Raw genomic sequence first — 2,922 nt, 5'->3', positions numbered from 1 at the left:
TTCGACGTCGCGTCGTCCCTCGAATCTCGGTCGGCGGTCGGTCTGCGGGGCGAAACGGCCCTGCTCGGACGGTCTCTTCTCCGGCTCCCAGGTTCCCGGCTTCCGCTGCATGTAGGTCGGGATGTTGCGGTCGAAATCCCGCCTTTGGAACTGCCTCTCCCGGCCCGCGGGGTACTGGCCATAGGCACCGTTCCAGTAGGGGCGTTCGTTGGGATAGAGCCAGTCCCAGTCGTATTGCATGGTCTGGCCATCCCACCCTCGATCGCGAAATTGTTGCGACGGTCGGCGTTCGGCCGGGTAGCGGTTGGACTCATAGATCGATCCGTTGCCTGGGTTGTCGCGGTCGCTGCGGTAGTAGGACGAGCCGTAGAGGCTGCGGCCGCGGTAGGATCGCCAGTCCCAGTCATCTTCATCGTAGGTAAAAATGCGGTCGGCGACCTCGGCGCGGCCGCGCGGCGTCTGACGATCCCTGTCGGCCGTCGATCGCCGGCGGTCGTTGAGGTCGCTGGTGAAATCCGAGCTGGACCGCTGGTAGTCCTGGACGCTGGGTTCGGCGGCCTGGCCGTTGGTGTCGTTGTCGGGTCCGGACCTGGCGACGACGCCGGCGCTGCCTCGCCCGCGGGTCTGGGCTGGAGCGACGGCGGCCATGGCCAAGAGGAGCAAGCCGACGAGGATAATCATGGCCGTCAGCTTCAGGCCTTTTTGGCGGCTTCCCTGGTTGTCGTCCCACGCCTCGATCACCACGTCCCCCCTTATCCGGCTTCGATCGATCCCTCGTGTCCCGTGAGTAGTCCTCCCATGACTAACTATCAACATGATAGCCGCGTGAACGTGGCATTCAATCAGGGGGGGCAATGATTCTGGAGTCGGCGTGAGCCGGGAGCGGGGCATCGGGGTTTTTCCCGAGTTTGGGCGGAATTCCCGGCAAACGCGTTTGGGTTCAGGCGGTTTTGATGGTAGAATTGACGGTTTGTGATGCAGCGAGGAGACTGCGGATATCATGGCGATTGACACGATATTGGACGGGCTGAACGAACAGCAGCAGGCGGCTGTGCGGCACGTGGACGGACCGCTGCTGGTGGTGGCCGGTGCGGGCAGCGGGAAGACGCGGGTGATCACCCGTCGGGTGGCCTATATGATCTCCCAGGGCGTCGCCCCGCAGCGGATCGTGGCGATCACTTTTACCAACCGGGCGGCGAACGAGATGCTCGGTCGGGTTCGGATGGAGTTGGAGCGGCACGGTCAGGACGGCGGGGGACGGCCGCTGATGGCGACTTTTCACGCGTTTTCGGCGTTCCTGCTGCGGGTTTACGGGCGGGTGCTGGGCATCGACCCGAATTTCAGCATATTCGACACCACCGACCGGAACAAGCTGGTGAAGGCGGCGTGCGGCGACGCCGGGGCGTTGCCGGTCGGTCTGACTGCGGCGAAGGTGGGCGACCGGATCGGCCACGCCAAGACGCGGCTGATCGGGCCCGACCAGTTGGAGCAGTTGCCTGGATTGCCGGAGTATCAGCGGGCGGCGATCGCGCGGATTTATCGGCGGTATCAGGACTTGTTGCGGGAGAACGGCGGCTTGGACTTTGACGATCTGCTGATCCGTGGACTGGAACTGCTGGAGAACGAGGAGGCGGGCGAGGCGATCCGGCGGAAGTACCAGTATCTGCTGATCGACGAGTATCAGGACACGAACCGGATTCAGTACCATTTGGCGCGCCGACTGGCGGGCGAACGGCGGAACATCTGCGCGACGGGCGATCCGGACCAGTCGATCTACGGGTGGCGCGGGGCGGACCTGCGGAACATTCTGGATTTCCAGAAGGACTATCCGGACGCGAAGGTGGTTTTTCTGGAGAAGAACTACCGTTCGACGGCGTGCATTCTGAAGGCGGCGGATAGCGTGATCGTGCGGAACCGCGAGCGGAAGGAGAAGGTTCTGGTTCCGGTGCTTGGACAGGGCGAGCCGGTGGAGGTCCACACGCTGGACGACGAAGGCGAAGAGGCAGAGCGGGTGGTGCGGATCATTCGCGAGGCCAAGCGCGACGGGATGGGCTATGCGGACGTGGCGATTTTCTGCCGGGTCAATTCGCTGCTGCGGGCGGTGGAGACGTCGCTTCGCGAGGCGGGTATTCCGTACGAGCTGGCCCGCGGGGTGGGGTTTTTCCAGAAGCGTGAGATTCGCGACCTGGTGGCGTATTTGCGGGTGTTGGGCAATCCGGACGACCAGTTGGCTTTGGAGCGGATCATCAACGTGCCTACGCGCGGGATCGGGCAGTTGGCCCAGAGCGTGCTCAAGGAGTACGCAGCGGAGCAGAGCGTTTCGCTGATCGAGGCGGTGCGGCGGGCCGGTCAGATCGAGCGGCTTGGCAAGTCGCAGGCGAGCGTGCTGCGTTTCGCTGAGCTGATGGGCCGGTTGGTGAAGGCGAAGGACGAAATGGGGCTTTCGGAGTTCGTCAAGCGGGTGATCCACGAGTCGGGTTTGCACGACTACTACCAGCGTCAGAGCCGGAGCCCCGATCCGGACGACGAGGACGACCGGCCGGACGAGCTTTCGCCGGTGGCGAATCTGGATGAGTTAGTGGCCACCGCTCAGGCGTTCGAGTACGACAACGAGAAGCCGACGCTGCAGGACTTTCTGGCGCAGGTGTCGCTGGTCAGCGACGTGGATACGGTCAAGACGGATTCGGACCGGGTGACGCTGCTGACGATGCACGCAGCGAAGGGGCTGGAGTTTGGCGTGGTGGTCATCGTGGCGGCGGAGGAGGAGATTATTCCGCACGTGCTGGCGATGGAGGACGGGGTGGAGGAGGAGCGGCGGTTGTTTTTCGTCGCCATGACGCGGGCGAAGCAGCGGCTGCACATCTGCTGCGCCCATCGGCGGGCGACGAGGGGCAGCTATCGGCGGTCGGTGCCGTCGCGGTT

At 64.2% G+C, this 2,922-nt stretch carries 2 protein-coding genes; one reads left to right on the top strand and one right to left on the bottom strand.

The genetic code is table 11. From position 1 onward, the window contains the following. Positions 1-741, bottom strand: a 741-nt coding sequence (locus GXY33_05175; protein ID NLX04518.1) for a hypothetical protein, incomplete at its 3' end; no start/stop codon positions are given. A 259-nt stretch (positions 742-1,000) separates the two neighbouring features. Here GXY33_05175 and GXY33_05170 point away from each other — a divergent pair. Beyond that, a partial coding sequence (locus GXY33_05170) for a UvrD-helicase domain-containing protein (GenBank protein NLX04517.1) occupies positions 1,001-2,922 on the top strand: 1,922 nt, incomplete at its 3' end.

The organism is Phycisphaerae bacterium (assembly GCA_012729815.1).
Classification (GTDB): domain Bacteria; phylum Planctomycetota; class Phycisphaerae; order JAAYCJ01; family JAAYCJ01; genus JAAYCJ01.
This window is presented reverse-complemented; position numbering and strand designations above follow the sequence as displayed.